The 15038-nt window shown below is 63.4% G+C and carries 16 protein-coding genes and 1 tRNA gene; 8 read left to right on the top strand and 9 right to left on the bottom strand.

All coding sequences use genetic code 11. The annotated features are described in order from the left end of the window. Positions 1-69: 69 nt before the first annotated feature. Both B3R00_RS03055 and B3R00_RS03060 read right to left on the bottom strand, forming a co-directional pair. Complete coding sequence (locus tag B3R00_RS03055; RefSeq protein WP_284214753.1) at positions 70-864, bottom strand: HAD-IIB family hydrolase; 795 nt, start codon at positions 862-864, stop codon at positions 70-72. A 166-nt stretch (positions 865-1030) separates the two neighbouring features. Further along, positions 1031-2659 carry a peptide chain release factor 3 gene (locus tag B3R00_RS03060; protein ID WP_286997356.1) on the bottom strand — a complete coding sequence of 543 codons (1629 nt, stop codon included), beginning with the start codon at positions 2657-2659 and terminating at the stop codon, positions 1031-1033. A gap of 184 nt (positions 2660-2843) precedes the next feature. Between B3R00_RS03060 and B3R00_RS03065 the strand changes: the two genes are divergently transcribed. Then, complete coding sequence (locus B3R00_RS03065) at positions 2844-3545, top strand: lysoplasmalogenase (RefSeq protein WP_286997358.1); 702 nt, start codon at positions 2844-2846, stop codon at positions 3543-3545. Positions 3546-3608: 63 nt separating this feature from the next. On the opposite strand, the gene B3R00_RS03070 is transcribed toward B3R00_RS03065, so the two are convergent. The 5 genes from B3R00_RS03070 to ruvA form a co-directional block, all read right to left on the bottom strand. Further along, entirely contained in the window at positions 3609-4325 is a 717-nt protein-coding gene (locus tag B3R00_RS03070) for an ABC transporter ATP-binding protein (protein WP_286997359.1), read from the bottom strand. Positions 4326-4328: 3 nt separating this feature from the next. Beyond that, the gene (locus B3R00_RS03075) at positions 4329-5549 is read right to left on the bottom strand and encodes an ABC transporter permease (RefSeq protein WP_286997360.1); all 1221 of its coding nucleotides are present in this window, start codon (positions 5547-5549) and stop codon (positions 4329-4331) included. Between the two features lie 11 nt (positions 5550-5560). Beyond that, positions 5561-6805, bottom strand: a complete 1245-nt coding sequence (locus B3R00_RS03080; protein WP_286997362.1) for an efflux RND transporter periplasmic adaptor subunit — start codon at positions 6803-6805, stop codon at positions 5561-5563. 68 nt (positions 6806-6873) lie between these two features. Then, positions 6874-8007: a Holliday junction branch migration DNA helicase RuvB gene (gene ruvB / locus B3R00_RS03085; RefSeq protein ID WP_286997363.1), complete on the bottom strand. Its 1134-nt coding sequence runs from the start codon at positions 8005-8007 to the stop codon at positions 6874-6876. A gap of 6 nt (positions 8008-8013) precedes the next feature. Further along, positions 8014-8592, bottom strand: a complete 579-nt coding sequence (ruvA, locus tag B3R00_RS03090; protein WP_286997364.1) for a Holliday junction branch migration protein RuvA — start codon at positions 8590-8592, stop codon at positions 8014-8016. Between the two features lie 60 nt (positions 8593-8652). Here ruvA and B3R00_RS03095 point away from each other — a divergent pair, with 60 nt between their 5' ends. The 4 genes from B3R00_RS03095 to B3R00_RS03110 all read left to right on the top strand — a co-directional run bounded on the left by B3R00_RS03095 (position 8653) and on the right by B3R00_RS03110 (position 10692). After that, on the top strand, positions 8653-9600 hold the full coding sequence (locus tag B3R00_RS03095; protein ID WP_286997365.1) for a PhoH family protein: 948 nt from the start codon (positions 8653-8655) through the stop codon (positions 9598-9600). Positions 9601-9653: 53 nt separating this feature from the next. Beyond that, complete coding sequence (gene ybeY, locus B3R00_RS03100) at positions 9654-10115, top strand: rRNA maturation RNase YbeY (protein WP_286997366.1); 462 nt, start codon at positions 9654-9656, stop codon at positions 10113-10115. Positions 10116-10293: 178 nt separating this feature from the next. Next, a complete protein-coding gene (locus tag B3R00_RS03105) occupies positions 10294-10512 on the top strand; it encodes a hypothetical protein (protein WP_174862229.1) in 219 nt (72 codons plus the stop codon). A 104-nt stretch (positions 10513-10616) separates the two neighbouring features. Continuing rightward, positions 10617-10692: transfer RNA gene (locus B3R00_RS03110), tRNA-Phe, on the top strand. Positions 10693-10811: 119 nt separating this feature from the next. Here the strand turns inward: B3R00_RS03110 and B3R00_RS03115 are convergent. Beyond that, positions 10812-11651 (bottom strand): NADPH-dependent oxidoreductase, encoded by an 840-nt coding sequence (locus B3R00_RS03115; RefSeq protein WP_286997369.1) that lies wholly within the window; start codon positions 11649-11651, stop codon positions 10812-10814. Positions 11652-11685: 34 nt separating this feature from the next. Further along, positions 11686-11817, bottom strand: a complete 132-nt coding sequence (locus tag B3R00_RS03120; RefSeq protein WP_286997371.1) for a hypothetical protein — start codon at positions 11815-11817, stop codon at positions 11686-11688. A gap of 54 nt (positions 11818-11871) precedes the next feature. Between B3R00_RS03120 and B3R00_RS03125 the strand changes: the two genes are divergently transcribed. From B3R00_RS03125 to B3R00_RS03135, 3 genes are all read left to right on the top strand, one after another. Further along, complete coding sequence (locus B3R00_RS03125; protein ID WP_286997373.1) at positions 11872-13068, top strand: MFS transporter; 1197 nt, start codon at positions 11872-11874, stop codon at positions 13066-13068. After that, positions 13065-13376 carry a hypothetical protein gene (locus B3R00_RS03130; protein WP_286997375.1) on the top strand — a complete coding sequence of 104 codons (312 nt, stop codon included), beginning with the start codon at positions 13065-13067 and terminating at the stop codon, positions 13374-13376. Before B3R00_RS03125 ends, B3R00_RS03130 begins: the two co-directional genes overlap by 4 nt. Positions 13377-13722: 346 nt before the next feature. Continuing rightward, positions 13723-14511 carry a sulfite exporter TauE/SafE family protein gene (locus B3R00_RS03135; protein ID WP_286997377.1) on the top strand — a complete coding sequence of 263 codons (789 nt, stop codon included), beginning with the start codon at positions 13723-13725 and terminating at the stop codon, positions 14509-14511. Positions 14512-15038 lie beyond the last annotated feature (527 nt).

The raw sequence follows: 15038 nt of genomic DNA on the forward strand, positions 1-15038 counted from the left end.
GTTTTAATAGCTGCTAACGCTGGCTATATCTGCGTTAGCAGCACTTTTTATGCTTCATTTGCACGGCGGTTATCGGGCCAGCAAATGGTCGGCCAGCTGTACAAAACCGTCACCCCGTTCGGCTGCGGTCACATAGCGCGGCATGTGCTGCAGTTGCGGCACAAAGCGCGCAATGTTGGCCACGCCCACGCTGTGGGGCATGTGCTGAAACATCAGCTGGTCGTTGGTCGAATCACCAATGTAGATCCATTGACCCAACGTGGCATCCAGATCGATACCAAACAGCTCACGCACAATCCAGCGCGCGCCTTCCAGCTTGTTGTGGTCGCCAAACCAGCCATTGATGTGGATGGAGCTGACGGTGGCATTCATGCCCGCTTCGCGCATGATGGCCACGCACTCGTCAATCTGGGCCTGCGGCATGTGCGTGAACTCGCTGTGGTCCACGGCAATGTCGCACTCACGGCCATGCGAATCGGTGGCGCGCTGTGCGCCGGGCACCTGCTGCTCGATCTGCGCCAGCACTTCCTGCATGCGTGCAAAGTTGCGCACGCGGGTGTCTTCGCTTTGCTGGTACAGCTTGTCCAGGCCACCTGCGGCGTTGCGGCGCAGGGCCACGGCACCGTTCTCGGCCACGATGGCATCCACCGGCCAGGCGCGCGCAAACGGCACGCTCCAGCCCACGGGGCGGCCGGTGATGGGCACCACCTTCAGTCCCGCATCTTTCAGGCGTGCGATGGCGGCCACCACGTGCTCGGGCACCACCCCTTCGGTGGTCAGCGTGTCATCAATGTCGGTCAGCACGCCGAGCACATTGGCAGGCACAGGCAGTTCAGACAAGGGACGTAGAAATTCTTGGCTCACAGCAAACTCTCAAAAAACAAACCCGTGCACGCACGGGTTCGCAACCACACACTTTAGAAATCCGTCGCGGCCAGCGCAGCGGTGCAGGCGAGGCGCCGGATCGAAGACCGTCGCAGCGCTACGGCGAGATGCGGCAACGACGCATGCAGGCCGCTAATGATTTCAATTAATGGGCGCTACCCAAGGACAGACCGGCGTGCTCGCGCAGCGGGTGGAAATGGATCTTGGGGAAGCGTTCCTGCGCCAGACGCACGTCGTAGGGACTAGTGCACAGGAAAGCCAGGGTGTCGGCCGCATCGTGCGCCAGGCGCATGGGGTAGGCGTTCTCGAACTCGCGCAGCTCGGCGGGCGAATCGGCCGTGATCCAGCGCGCGCCGGTGTACTGGCAGCCTTCCAGGCGCACGTCGCAGTCGTACTCGGTCTTCAGGCGGTGTTGCACCACTTCAAACTGCAGCTGACCCACGGCGCCCAGCAGCATGTTGCCGCCGACATCGGGCTTGAACACCTGGATCGCACCCTCTTCGCCCAGCTGCATCAGGCCCTGCTGCAGCTGCTTGGTGCGCAGTGGGTTCTTCAAGACAACGGTCATGAACATTTCGGGGGCGAAGAACGGCAGGCCGGTGAACTGCAGGCTGGGGCCGTCGGTGATCGAGTCACCCAACTGCACGCCACCGTGGATGGTAAAACCGATGATGTCGCCCGCGTAGGCTTCATCCACCGCCTCGCGGCGCTGCGACATGAACGTCACCACGGACGTGGGGCGCAGCTCCTTGCCGGTGCGCTGCACTTTCATCTTCATGCCGGGCGTGTACTTGCCCGACGCCACGCGCACGAAGGCGATGCGGTCGCGGTGGTTGGCGTCCATGTTCGCCTGCACCTTGAACACCACGCCCGAGAAGCCTTGGTCTTCGGGCTGGATGATCTTTTCTTCACGCTGGCGGTTCACTTCGGTGAACGCCACGCGCGGGCCGGGCGGGGGCGACATGTCGACCACGGCGTTCAGCACCTCCATCACACCAAAGTTGTTCACGCCGGAGCCGAAGAACACGGGGGTCAGCTTGCCTGCCAGAAAGTCTGCATGGCTCCACGGCGCCGAGGCACCCTGTGCCAGCTCCATGCTTTCGATGGCATCGTCAAAGGCCTGGCCAAAGCGGGCGCGCAGCCTGTCGGTGTCGGTCAGTGGGATGACTTCAAAATCTTCTGGGCGCTTTTCGCTGCCAGCAGCAAACACCGTCATGGTCTGTGTCTGCAGATTGATGATGCCGCCAAAGCTCTTGCCCTGGCCCACGGGCCAGGTGATGGGGCAGCAAGGCATGCCCAGCTCGCGCTCGACTTCGTCCATGATGTCCAGCGGGTCGCGCACTTCACGGTCAAACTTGTTGATGAACGAAATGATGGGCGTGTTGCGCTGGCGGCAAACCTCGATCAGGCGGCGGGTTTGCGACTCCACACCATTGGCCGCATCAATCACCATCAGCGCCGAGTCCACGGCCGTCAGCACGCGGTAGGTATCTTCCGAGAAGTCCTTGTGGCCAGGGGTGTCGAGCAGGTTGATCACGTGGTCGCGGTAGCTCATCTGCATCACCGACGAGGCCACCGAGATGCCGCGCTGCTTTTCAATCTCCATCCAGTCCGACGTGGCGTGGCGCGAGGCCTTGCGGCCCTTGACGGCACCGGCAATCTGGATCGCACCCGAGAACAGCAGCAGCTTTTCGGTCAGCGTGGTCTTACCCGCGTCCGGGTGGGAAATGATGGCAAAGGTGCGGCGACGCCGGGTTTCTGGAGCGTAAGTCACTGGATGGGAGACGGTTCGGGCGCAGCTGCGGCCACGCGTTGCAGACAAAGGGCCGCAAGCGCATACGCACAGCAGGCCGCAAAAGCTAAAGAGGCGCAATTTTAAAGGAAAGCCCGAAACTCCACCGCCCCCGGAGATTGTGTCCAGCCCTTGCGGGCAAGCAGGGCCAACCCTAGTGCGCGGCATGCACCCCACCACGCAGACTGCGGGCATGCGCATGCTTCGCCCCATTCACCCGCTGCAACAGACCATGGCCGCCTTCGCTGTGCTGGCTGCCCTGAGCGCACACTACGGCTACAGCAGCGCGTATGCGGTGCTCAAACCCCTGCCCATGGTCTGGGGCATGGCCTGCGTGTGGTTCCTGGCACGCCCCAGACGTTACCCGATTGCCTGGGCCTTGCTGTTGCTGGGGCTACTGCTCAGCATGGTTGGCGATATCTGCCTGCTGTTTGAGCGTGGCTTTGTGCTGGGCCTGGGGGCATTTTTGTGCGCCCTCCTGGCTTACCTGAGGGTGCTGCGCCGTGAAACACCGCAATGGCTGCCCAGCAAGGCGGCTTTCGCCCTGTGCGCGCTCATGGGTGCAGGGCTGTATGGCTATTTGTGGTTCAGCAGCTTGCCTGCGGCGTTGCGCGTGCCCGTCTTCGCTTATGTGTGCGTGATTGTCTGCATGGCAGCGCAGGCAATAGGCCGTGCCCTGTACCTGCGCACCACCGCCTCCTGGTGCGTGGCGGCAGGCGCCATCAGCTTTATGGCCAGCGACAGCCTATTGGCCATCGACAAGTTTGTGGCGCCCATACCAGGCGTCTACCTCTGGGTGCTGGGCACTTACTACCTGGCACAGTGGCTGATTGTGCACGGCATGCTGCCCGCACTGCGCGATCGCTAACTCAAAAACAAGAGCTGTCTGCGCTTGCTGCATAAGCGCTACAGGCCAAAAATACCCCTCACCCTAAGCGTGGGTATCCTGGGCAATCCGGCCATCCACAATTTCCACCAGCCGATCACATTGCTGCGCCAGGCGCGGGTCGTGCGTGACAATCAAAAACGCGGTGCCGTAGCTGGCGTGAATCTCGCGCAGCAGGTTGAACACGTCTTGCGAAGACTGGGTGTCCAGGTTGCCCGTGGGCTCATCGGCCAGCACCAGGCGGGGCCGCTGCACCAGCGCCCGGGCAATGGCCACCCGCTGCTGCATGCCGCCCGACAGTTCCGCCGGTTTTTGGTGCAGGGCTTTGCCCAGCCCCACGGCTTGGAGCAATTCGGTCGCCCGCGCCCGATCCTGCGCGGTGACGGCACCCTGGGCCATCAAGGCGGGCAAGGTCACGTTCTCCAGCGCGGTAAACGCCGGCAGCAGGTGGTGGAACTGGAACACAAAGCCCAGCCGCTCGCGGCGCAGCAAGGTCAGGCCGCTGTCGTCCAGCGCGTGGGTTTCGCGGCCTTCCAGCTGGTAGCTGCCGCTGCTCATGCGCTCCAGCAGCCCCAGAATGTTGAGCAAGCTGCTTTTGCCCGAACCCGACGGCCCCACCAGCGCCACAAACTCGCCCGCATCCAGGCGCAAGTCCACGCCATGCAGTACCTCCGCTTCACTGGGCAGGCCCACGTTGTAGGACTTGCGCACGGCCTGCAGTTGCAGCAAAGGGGTGGGCGGCAATGGTTTTTCCGGGGCCATGGCTTACATCCGAATCGCTTGGGCCGGGTCCAGCCGCGCGGCACTGCGCGCCGGAATCACCGCCGCCAGGACGCCGCACACCGTGGCAGTCAGGGCTGCCGAGAGGGCATCGGCCCCGCTCAAGTGGATTTCAAACAAAGCGCCTCCGGCCGCATCGCGGGCAAAAAAGGTAAACAGCTGCACCAGCACGGCCGCCAGCAACACACCACCGACCGAACCCAGCGCCCCCACCACCGCGCCCTGCAGCAAAAACATGCGCAGCACCTGCGCCTGCGTGGTGCCCATGGCGCGCAAGATGCCAATCTCCTTGCGCTTTTGCACCACACTCACCACGAGCACGCTGGCAATCCCCAACACCACCACGATCAACACCACGCCGCGAATCACCGCCGTGCTGATGCTTTGCGCATTCAGCGCGGACACCAGCTGCGCGTTGGTGGCTTGCCAGCTTTCGATGTCGTAGTCATAGCGCTGGCGCAGTTGCTGGGCCAGCGTTTCGGCCATCCAGACATCCGCCACCTTCAGATCCAGCACCGTGGCTCCGCCGGGTACGCCCAGCAGGTTTTGCGCGCTGCGCAAGGGAATGACGACGGTGCGGCGGTTCAAATCTTTCACGCCCATGTCCAGCAGCGCCGTCACGCGCACCGGCTCGGTCACGCTGCCGGTGTCGATGGTGAAGCGGTCCCCTGGGCGCACGCCCAAATCGGACGCCAGCTCCACGCCAATCATGGCTTCGCCCGGCGCCAGTCCCCAGCGCCCAGCCACCATTTTTTCGCGCAGATTAACGATGCGCTGGTAGCGCTCCAGCTCCACGCCCATCAGGGCAATCGCCTGCGACGCCTCGCCGCGCAGCGCCAGGCCCGCGCCCGACACCATGGGCGAGACCGCCACCACGCCAGCGCCTGCCTCCAGCACCGGCACCAGTTGCTGCCAGTTGGCCACCGAGCGCAGGCGCTGCGCACGCGGCTGGGTGTCGCTAACAACCACACCTTGCGCCTGTGCGGGCAGCAGCGGAACCACCACGTCTTCAGGCGCGCGCACCGTGATATGGGCCTGCGTGCCCAGCGTTTTATTCACCGTGTTGGCCTGCAAGCCATGGATCAGCGCGGTGATGTAAGTCACCACCGCCACACCGGCTGCCACACCCGCCACGATGAGCAGGCTTTGCATCCGCCCCTCGCGCAAAAAGCGCAGGGCGACGGTCCATTCAAACATCCACGGCATGTGTCCGGCCCTCAAGGATGAGTGGTCCACTGTGGGCGCACGCGCTGCCCCGCCCGTGCCGGTGGCAGCAACACCACATCGCCCACCTGCACGCCTTGGGCAATGTGCGCCGCCTCCAGGGTGCGCAGCCCCACCTGCACGGGCTGTGCGGTGGCCTTGCCCTCTTTGAGTACCAGCACCTGAAGGCTGCCATCGCGCTGGGGCTGCAGGGCCTCCAGCGGCAGCACCACGGCCTGCGGCTCAGCGCCGGTCTCCACCAGCACCGACACGGTCATGTCCTCGCGCAAGAACGCGGGCGGCGGCGCATCCAGCGCCAGCTTCACCTCGATCGAGCCCCGCTGCGCATCCACCCCCGGCGCAATCGACATCACCCGCGCTGCCAGCCGCTGGTCCGCAAAGGCATCGGCCACCACGGTGGCGGATTGACCCTCGCGCAACTGGTCCAGAAAGCGCTCGTCCACCTGCGCCACGATCAGGGTGGCCCCCTCCAGCGCCAACTCCAGCAACACCGTGCCGGGCTGCACGATCTGCCCCGGCTCCACCGCCCGGCGCAACACCTTGCCCGCACGTGGCGCTGTGATACGGGTCTGTGCCAGCTTGGCCTGCGCAGCCTGCAAGGCCGCCTGGGTTTGCGCCACCTGCGCCTCAGCAGCTTTCAACTCGGCGCCGCCATCGGCCGATGCCGCCGCCTGGGCCTGCGCCGCCTGCAGCTGGGCTTGCGCCACTTCCAGCGCTTTGCGGCGCTCATCCAGGGCCGCCTGGCTCAGAAAGCCCTGGGTCACGAGTTGCTGGTTGCGCGCCCAGTCGGCCTGCGCCTGCTTCAAGCTGGCCTGGGCCTGCGCCACCTGGGCTTGGCTGCTGATGCGGCTGGTACTGCGCAGATTGCGCAGCTGGGCCTGGGCCTGCAGCACACCCGCTTGCGCTTGCTGGGCGGCTGCTTGCAACTCGGCCTGCTCCAGGTGCAGCAGCAATTGCCCGGCCTGTACCGCGTCACCCTCGTTCACAGCCACCGATTCCACCCGTCCCACCACGGTGCTACCCACCCCGACGCGGGTATTGGCTTCCACCCGGGCCGAGAACTGCAGGCTGCGCACCAGCGCTTGCGCCTGCACCTGTACAGCGGGCACCTGGGGGCCACGCCACTGTTGCAGCGCGGCATACGCCACCCCCACCAGCACGAGCACGGCCGCAGCCAGTGCCAGCCAGCGTGGGCGGCGTGGCTTGGGCGAGGCCTGTGGTTCAGTTTTGGAATTCAAGCCATCTCTCCCTGGTACTTGGTGCAGCAACGCATGCACCCACTTCCGCGGCACATTCGCAACCTGCCTTAGTCATGAAACAGCGAACCAGCCGTTTGCGGCACCACCAAGCCCAAGTGCTGGTAGGCCGCCTTGGTGGCAATGCGCCCTCGGGGCGTGCGCTGCAAATAGCCTTGCTGAATGAGGTAGGGCTCAATCACATCTTCGATGGTGCCCGCATCCTCACCAATGCTGGCCGCAATGTTGTCCACGCCCACGGGGCCGCCGTCAAAGCGGTGCACCACGGCTTCGAGCAGCTTGCGGTCCATCACGTCAAAGCCGCGCGGGTCCACGTCCAGCATCGCCAGCGCTTTGTGCGCCATCGCCTGGGTGATGGTGCCATCACCCTTGACTTCGGCGTAGTCACGCACCCGGCGCAGCAGGCGGTTGGCAATACGCGGCGTACCGCGCGAGCGGTTGGCAATTTCCTGCGCTCCGTCCGCGTCAATCGGTGCGCCCAGCAGCCCGGCACTGCGCCTGACGATGCGTGCCAACTCTTCGGCGTTGTAAAACTCCAGCCGCGCCACGATGCCAAAACGGTCGCGCAACGGGTTGGTCAGCATGCCCGCACGCGTGGTGGCCCCCACCAGCGTGAAGGGCTGTAAGTCCAGCTTGATGGAGCGCGCCGCCGGTCCTTCGCCGATCATGATGTCGATCTGAAAGTCTTCCAGCGCGGGGTAGAGAATTTCTTCCACCACGGGGCTGAGGCGGTGGATCTCGTCAATGAACAGCACATCGTTGGCTTCCAGGTTGGTCAGCAGCGCCGCCAAATCCTTGGGCTTTTCCAACACCGGGCCACTGGTCTGGCGCAGGTTCACGCCCAGCTCAGCGGCAATGATGTGGCTGAGTGTGGTCTTGCCCAGCCCCGGTGGGCCAAACAGCAGCACATGGTCCAGCGCTTCGCCGCGTTTTTTCGCCGCGCCGATGAAGATTTCCAGCTGCTCGCGCGCCTTTTCCTGGCCCACATATTCATCCAGCAGCTTGGGGCGCAGGGCACGTTCCAGCGCCTCTTCGTGCTTGTTGACGGGGGCGGGGGAGATGGCGCTGCTGCGCACTGCGGGCTCAGGCACTGGCGCTGCGGCAGCAGGCTTGGCCTTGGCGCGCGGCTTGCGTGCGGGGGCGGGCTCAAAACCTTCGCCAAAATCTTCGGTATGGATGCTCATGGGCGCTTACTTTGTCAAAGCCTTGATGGCCAGCTTGATACCGTCCGACACGCCCACATCGGCCGGCAGGGCTTTGAGGCCCACCGCCGCTTCCTTGTCGTTGTAGCCCAGCGCCAGCAGCGCTTGCAAGATGTCGGACTGCGCATCGCTTTTCACCTGGGTGGCAGCGCCGCTGGCCACGGCATCGCCCAGCTTGCCCTTGAGTTCCAGCAGCAGGCGCTCGGCCGTCTTCTTGCCAATGCCCGGCACTTTCACCAAACGCCCCACTTCCTGCAGCGCCACGGCCTGTGCCAGTTCATCAATACTCAGGCCCGACAGCAGCGACAGCGCCATGCGCGGCCCCACACCGGTGATTTTGATCAACGCACGGAATGTCTGACGCTCTGGCGCGGTCGCAAACCCATACAGCAACTGGGCATCCTCGCGCACGATAAAGTGCGTGAGCAGGCTGATTCGCTCACCCAGGTGCGGCAGGTTGTAAAACGTACTCATGGGCACCTGCACCTCATAGCCCACGCCATGGCAGTCCACCAGGACTTCGGGCGGGTTCTTCTCGAGCAGGGTTCCAGTCAGTTTGCCTATCATTGCGATCCTTTTTGTGCTGCAGCCCACGCTGCGGCGTCTTCCTACCGAGGAATTATCAGCGTGATCTTGCGCCACACCTTCACTCCCCACAACAACACCCGTTTGACCCACCTGTGCGGGCCCGCAGATGCGCATTTGCGCACCATTGAAGTGGGCATGCAGGTCAAGATTGCGCACCGCCACGAGCAATTCAAGGTGGACGGCCCCAAAGCCAAGGCTACGGAAGCCATGGAGTTGCTGCAAGCGCTGTATGAAATGGCCGATGAACCCATCCAGGAAGCCACGCTGCAACTGATGATTGCCGGGGATGCCGAGATGCTGGAGCCCGACGCCACCGCCGTGCAGCTGACCACGCGCCGCGCCGACCTGCGCGCGCGCACGCCCAACCAGGCGCTGTACCTGCAGAACATTGCCGAGCACGACATCACCTTCGGTATCGGCCCCGCCGGCACCGGCAAGACCTACCTGGCCGTGGCCTGCGCCGTGGACGCGCTGGAGCGCAGCGCCGTGCAGCGCATTGTGCTGACCCGCCCGGCTGTGGAGGCCGGCGAGCGCCTGGGCTTTTTGCCCGGTGATCTGACGCAAAAGGTCGACCCCTATCTGCGCCCGCTGTACGACGCGCTGTACGACCTGATGGGCTACGACAAAGTGCAAAAGGCGTTTGAACGCAACGCGCTGGAAATTGCCCCCCTGGCCTTCATGCGCGGGCGCACGCTGAACAATGCCTTCGTCATCCTGGACGAGGCACAGAACACCACGCCCGAGCAGATGAAGATGTTCCTCACCCGCATCGGCTTTGGAGCCAAGGCCGTGATCACCGGTGACGTCAGCCAGATTGACCTGCCCAAAGGTGCCATGAGCGGGCTCATCGACGCCGAGCGTGTACTCAAACGCACCAAGGGCATCAGCATTAACCGCTTTACCAGCGCGGACGTGGTGCGCCACCCCCTGGTCGCGCGCATTGTGGATGCCTACGATGCCAGCAACGGCGGGCGCCCCACGCGCTAACTAGCAATAATCAATAGCTACCAGCGCTTGCCCCATCAGCCTTAGAGGCCAAAATGACACTAAACAACCTCGACCTCTCTTTGCAGTTCGGCCAGTTTGACAACCTGGCCGCGCACCAAACCCTGCTGACCGAAGCCAAGGTCACCCAATGGATCAGACACGCGCTGGCCGTGGATGCCGAAATGGCCGTGCGCATCGTCGGTGTGGACGAAGGCCAGGCCTTGAATTTGCAGTACCGCAAAAAAGACTACGCCACCAATGTGCTGACGTTCAACTACCAGCAAGAGCCCACGGTACAGGCTGACCTGGTGATCTGCGGCCCCGTGATTGAGCGCGAGGCGCAGGAGCAAAACAAGACGCTGGAAGAGCACTATGCACACATGATCGTGCACGGTACCTTGCACGCCCAAGGCTGGGACCACGAAACCAGCGAAGCAGACGCCCAAGAGATGGAGGCCTACGAAACCGACATCATGGCCGAGCTGGGCTTTGCCGACCCCTACGCCCAAGACTAAGCACCTTTGCGCACTGCGGCATCCCCCAAGGCTCCACCCGGAGCCTTTTTGCCCCGGCACACAGCGCAGGGGCTTGCAGTGCAGCAACTCTGGCACCATATCTTCAACAAAGTCGGTACCTGCAGGGCACCGATCTTGCTTTCCCCCACAACAACCACAAACGCTGAGAGGGCAACCCATGAAAACCATCGACGAAATGCTGCACCTCGAGCTGCTGTCCACCGAGCAGCACGCCTTTATCCGCGAGTGGATTGCCCAGTCACGCACGCCAGAACGCATTTTGCAAATGCCCGCCCCCATGTGGCAGGCCTTGGAGCAAGCCAGCGAACGCATGGGCATTGACCAGGATTTGCTGCGCGAGCCCGCCTTGGATGAAGGATTTACCAGCCTGCCCTAGCGCCTTGCACAGCCCTGCGCGCCTGCGGATGATGTAATTTTTGCGGCTTTCTCAAAACCCATAAAAATTTGCGCTACAATCGCAATCTCACTGCACAAGCAGATGGCTCGGTAGCTCAGTTGGTAGAGCAGCGGATTGAAAATCCGCGTGTCGGCGGTTCGATCCCGTCCCAAGCCACCAAATAGCAAAGCCCAGATTCGCGAGAATCTGGGCTTTTTCTTTGTCTGTGCTTTGCGCAGCACGGCCCTGCGCCGTGCATACCGGTGCCGCACGGTGCGTGCAGCGCCGGTCAGATGGCATCAGCCCTCTGTCGAGCTATCGATATCGGTATAGCGAAAGCCTGCATTGCGCAGCGCTTCATACAAACGATGGCGGCCGGTCAATGCCTCCGGGCTGCCCAGACGCTCCACCACCTGTGCACTCCAATCCACCTCGCGCATGCCATGCGTGCGCATGAACTGGCGCAATGCCTCGTTGTAGTCACCAATCTCTTGGCTTTGGTCGGCAGGCACCTGGTATTGCTCACGGTGCAGCACCGCGCTTTGCGGCAGACGGGGTTTGATGGCCGCAGGCTTGGCCGGGTCGGGGCGCCCCACCACCAAGCCAAACACGGGGAAGACATTCGCGGGCGTGCCCAGCACTTTGGCCACTTCCTCGGGCTGGTTGCGCATGCCCCCCACATAGACCGTGCCCAGCCCCATGGCTTCTGCGGCCACCACGGCGTTTTGCGCGGCCAGGGCAGCGTCGATCACGCCCATCAAAAACGTATCCAGGTAGTGCAAGCCCACGGGGTCACGCCCTTGGGCTTGGCCCAGGCGCTCAATGCGCGACAGGTCTGCCAAAAACACCAGCACCAGGGGCGCCACGGCCAAATGCTTTTGCGGCCCCACCAAATTGGCCAAGGCTTCGCGGCGCTCTTGCGATTCCACCGCAATCACGCTCCAAGTTTGCAAGTTCGACGAGGTGGGGGCGGACTGCGCAGCCGCCACCAGCGTCTCCAGCGTGTGTTCAGGCAACGCATCGCGCACAAAGTGGCGCACGGAGCGGTGGCTCAGCATCGCATCCAGCACAGGCAATTCGGGCAAATTCAAGGCAGGCGCGGCGTCTCCATAGCGTGCTTGCAGGGCTGTCACGGTCATCGTTGTTCTTTCTTCACTTCACAAAGCGTTAATTCTAGGCAGGCATAAGCGGCAGACCTGTGTCACCACCGCGCAGGCCCAGGCTTTGTGGGGCTGCCATGGCGCACCAGTCCTGCTGCGCAGCGGCGACACGCTGCCCCACCAACTGCCGCCACAATTTCACCATGCAATGGTGCATGCACTGCCTATTGCCCTGCTTGTCACCCGCCCTTCTTTCGCCATGTCCGCCACCGCCAGTTCTCGCTCTTTGAATTTACTGTTTGTGGCGCAGGCGCTGGGCGGAGCGGCGCCGCCCATCATCATCTCGCTGGGCGGCTTGGTGGGGCAGCAACTCTCTAGCGACCCCACCCTGGCCACATTGCCTGTGAGCCTGTATCAGCTGGGTCTGGCCTTGTCCACCTTGCCCGCTGCCTGGCTGATGCAGCGCCAGGGCCGGCGCAACACCTATGTGCTGGGCGCCATGCTGGCCATCGTGGCGGGGGTGATCGCTGCCCAAGGCATTGCCTACGGTCATTTCATGCTGTTTTGCCTGGGCACTGCACTGGCTGGCTTTTACGGCGCCTGCGTACAGAGCTACCGCTTTGCCGCCGTGGACGCTGTGGCAGAGCCAGCGCTGCATGCGCGGGCCATTTCACGCGTGATGGTGGGCGGCCTGCTGGCGGCCATCATTGGCCCACAGTTGGTCATCTGGACCCGTGATGCACTGCCCCTGACACCGTTTGCCGGCAGCTTTTACGGCCAGGCCGCTTTGGCCTGTTTGGCCCTGCTGGTGCTGCTGCGCTTGCGCCTGCCTCCGGCCAGCACCACCCGCGTCAGCGGCCCGGCGCGCCCTTTAGGGGCGATCGTGCGCACCCCGGCTTTTATCGTCGCCTGCGCGGCCGGCGTGGTCAGCTATGGTCTGATGGCATTCTTGATGACCGCAACCCCCATGGCCATGGTGGGCTGCGGCTTCAGCGTGGGCGAGGCCGCTATGGGCGTGCAATGGCACGTGCTGGCCATGTTTGCGCCCAGCTTTTTTACCGGGCGCTTGATTGCGCGCTGGGGCAAAACCACCATCACTGCCATCGGACTGGTGCTGATTGCCATCTCGGGCGGCATTGCCTTGATGGGGCTGGAGCTGCTGCACTTTTGGGGTGCCCTGATTGTGCTGGGCATTGGCTGGAACTTCGGGTTCATCGGCGCTACCGCCATGCTGACCGACAGTTACCGCCCCAGCGAACGCGCCAAAGTACAGGCGACCAACGATTTTTGTGTGTTTGGCAGCGTGGCCCTGGCCTCCTTTGGCTCCGGCCATCTGCTGCACACGGCAGGCTGGAACGCCATCAATGCGGGCATGCTGCCGCTGGTTGCGCTGGTACTGCTGCTCATCACCTTCCATGCCTGGCGCCAACGCGCCGCCACCACGGTTTCACCATGACTTCCACCCACCTACAAATTCTGCTGCACGCCCCCGACGCGGAAGGCCTGCAGCGCGCCCGCATGAACGCCGTCAACGCCCAGAAAGCCGACCCGCGCTGCGAAGTGCGCATTATTGCCAACGCCGGTGCCGTGGCCGCTGCGCTGGACAGCCCCCACGCCCAAGCGGACAACTGCACCCTGCTGTGCCCCAACACCTTGGCGCATTTGCAGCGCACCTGCCGTGCGCCCCTGCAAGTGCTGGACGGCCCTGCGGTGCTGGCACTGGCACAGCTGCAGCAGCAAGGCTGGATCTACATCCGCGCCTGAGCCACGCACTCCAGCAGCCCGCCACGCCACCCCGCCCATCCAAGCTGCGCGACGACGACGGGGAGCGTGGAGCCACAAGCCGTACGGACGCACGACAACGGCGCAACAACGGCATCTCAGCATCGTGTTCAGGGCCATGCCAGCGGGCTTGTTCTGGGCTCCCCAGCACCAAAGCCCCAGCGCAGCAGCCGTTGTGGCAGGTCAGCACTACCTGTGCTGCGGTGCAAAGTGCTTTGTCTTTTGCACGGCAGGCCAGTGCCTGGCTAGCCACTAAGATCACCACGAGCGCACCAGCATGGTGCGTTTTGTCCATTTCACACACAACACCAAGGACACGGGAGACACCATGGAAATTCTGGCTAGCTGGGGCCTTGGCCCCTGGGAACACATCGCCTTGCTGCTGACGGCCGCCTTTGTGGCAGGCGCACTCAATGCCGTGGCCGGTGGCGGCAGCTTTTTGACACTGCCCGCCCTCGTCTTTACCGGCATGCCCCCCGTGGCCGCCAATGCCACGGGCACGGTGGCACTGCTGCCCGGCTATGCCGCTGGCGCATGGGGGTTCAAAGAAGACATGGCGCCCCCCCCGGGTTTGAGCATGGGCCGATCGATTGCGCTGGCCCTGATTGGTGGTGCAGGCGGGGCCGCACTGCTGCTGTTCACCCCGGATGACATTTTTCGCAAAGTCGTTCCCTGGCTGCTGCTGGCGGCCACGGCGCTGTTTGCGTTTGGCCCCCAGATCCGCGCCTGGGCATCACGCAACACCCAGCCCGGCACGCCTGCCAGCGCCACCAAAGCCACCCTCGGCATGCTGGCAGTGGCTTTTTACGGCGGCTACTTCAACGGCGGCCTGGGCATTCTGTGCCTGGCGCTGTTCAGCCTGCTGGGCCAAACCCAGCTCAATGCCATGAACGGCATGAAAAACCTGGTCTCGGCCCTGCTCACCGCCATTGCCGTTGGCATTTACGCCGCAGGTGGCATCGTCGAATGGCCGCAGGCGCTGTTGATGATGATCTCTGCCACGCTGGGCGGCTACGGCGGCGCCCGCGTGGCCCGCAAGATTCCGGCCCACATCCTGCGCTGGGGGATTGTGGTCACCGGCTTGGTGATGGCGGCTTTGTTTTTTATGAAGGGCTAATTGCATAGCGCCTTGTGCTTGCTGTATCAGCGTTTGAGGCTGATTTGGCTGTTATTTTTTGCTTGAAGCTTTGCTGGATGCTGTAGGCCTCAGCACTGGCAGAGGGCGTTCATGCATAGAGCAAGCACCAGCTTGCACATCTTTTCTATAGCTGCTTGTGCTTGCTGGATAAGCGCTAAAGGCTGATTCAGCCTTTGCTTCTACTTGAAATATTGCTAGCCGCTTATCGCGCGGCGGCGACTTACTTTCCTTTGCTTGCTCAAAGGAAAGTAAGCAAAGGAAAGAGCACCCTGCTACCCGTGTCCCTGCGCTTCGCTCCGGGCAACCTGCGATGCTCGATCACAGGGCGGGGCCGCAGAACTCGCTGCGCGCTTGCAGCGCTGCGCTCAAACAGCTGCGGCCAGCTTGATGACGAGGCAGATGCGTCCTGCGGCGCATCTGCCCACCCTGCGCTCTGTGCGCCTCGGCACGGGTAGAAGGAATAAAAGTCTAAGCTGTTGCCTGTTCGGTAATCCCCCCGTAAAACC

The sequence above is a fragment of the Comamonas sp. UBA7840 genome (genome assembly GCF_002501455.1).
GTDB lineage: Bacteria > Pseudomonadota > Gammaproteobacteria > Burkholderiales > Burkholderiaceae_C > Comamonas > Comamonas jiangduensis.